The organism is Bizionia paragorgiae, assembly GCF_900107625.1.
Classification (GTDB): domain Bacteria; phylum Bacteroidota; class Bacteroidia; order Flavobacteriales; family Flavobacteriaceae; genus Bizionia; species Bizionia paragorgiae.
In genome coordinates this window covers 1-1,482 of the sequence record NZ_FNQK01000040.1, presented here as the reverse complement: position 1 = coordinate 1,482, position 1,482 = coordinate 1, and the positions used below count along the sequence as shown (strand labels likewise).

General features: G+C 32.5%; 1 protein-coding gene. It reads left to right on the top strand.

Going from position 1 to position 1,482, the window contains the following annotated elements; genetic code table 11:
• Window positions 1–263 precede the first annotated feature (263 nt).
• Complete coding sequence (locus tag BLV64_RS14435; protein ID WP_092136775.1) at window positions 264–704, top strand: cbb3-type cytochrome c oxidase subunit I; 441 nt, start codon at window positions 264–266, stop codon at window positions 702–704.
• The last annotated feature ends 778 nt before the right edge of the window (window positions 705–1,482 follow it).

Genomic DNA, 1,482 nt, shown 5'->3' with positions numbered 1-1,482 from the left:
TAAACTAAATTTAAAAGGAATGAGCCCGATTGAATATCGAGCTCATTATTATCAAAATTAATTATAAATTTGTCTAGCCTTTTGGGTGCACTCCATTTTCCATTCGGTTTTTATTTGCTAAATTAGGTGCTTAAACACGCCACTAATCATACACAAAACCGTTAGCCACAAGTTGACCAGACCAACGAAAATTAGTGATAAATTCTAATTTTTAGATTTTTAATAAACGAATTTCAATCCGAATATATAACTTAAACTGAAAAATGAAATTTCTGATTAACAAACCGCATCTGATTTTTTTACTCGCAATTCCGATTATAATGCTGATTGGAATTTTGAGTGATGATGCCGTATTGGATATAAATGTCCACGACACTTATTACATAATTGCATATTACCATTTAGCAACGCTGATTTCAATTCTTTTCGGAATAATTGGAATTGGATATTGGTTTATGCTAAAAGCAAACAGAAAGCTATCCAAAAGGCTGAATCTGATTCACATTGCGCTGACTTTTGGCGGAATTTTACTCATATGGATTTTGGCACAACTTTTCCGAGAATCAATAATGGAATATAATTTCAATAATAATCTGACTTTAGCAATTTATTTAATAGCTTTAATTGCAATTTTCGGACAAATAATTTATCCGATTAATATAATAAGCGGAATAATAAAAAAACGGAATAAAACCAGTGGCTAACAACGTGTATAATTAATGGCTGGTTCTTGCCTACTTACGAAAGTCCTCGCGGACTTTCTATCTGTGTTTTATTTACTAACTTTAGTGCTTAATCAACGCCACTAATCATACACAACAACGTTAGCTTTAATGCTGGAGCAAGTTTGCGGTTTGAAAAAAGCCTGGTTTATTTTTCGATTTTTTTTTAGAATTTTAAGTAAGATAAATCAGAAAAACGGTGTGTCGAATTTCAAAAATTTTCGGAATTATCACTCATATGTAGAATGAAATACAACTGCGGAATTGCTCACTCAAACTCTGAATTGAATTGCGTCTGACTTTTTAGCTCGTTTGCGGAATCGAAAACTGAATTGGAAACTGAATTAGAAACTCGGAATCTCACGCAATCGGAATTTAGCGAGTTGCGGAATTGCTTACTCTAATCTGAATTTAAATATTGCGGAATTTGAGCAAGTTTACGGAATTGAAAACTGCGGAATTTACTCTAACTTTGAAAACAAAAATTAGCAAAAAAACATAAATCGGAATGAATTATTAAGCAGATAAAAAAGCACTAAAAGCTAACAACGTGTATAATTAATTGCTTTTTTTAGATTACGTGCGAAAATTCCGCTGGAATTTTCTCGGGTTCGGTCAATTTTTGCTAAATTAGTTGCCAAACCGCGCAACTAACCATACACAAAACCGTCAGACTGTCTCAAAACTTAATAAGTTTGTTGAAAACTCATTGCACTCTCTTTAGATGCTGCCTTGGTTATTTGTATCTTAAGGTATGGAA

Bases quoted from the DNA above. Each gene is read 5' to 3' on its own strand.
- BLV64_RS14435 (WP_092136775.1), top strand. From the start codon at position 264: ATGAAATTTCTGATTAACAAACCGCATCTGATTTTTTTACTCGCAATT.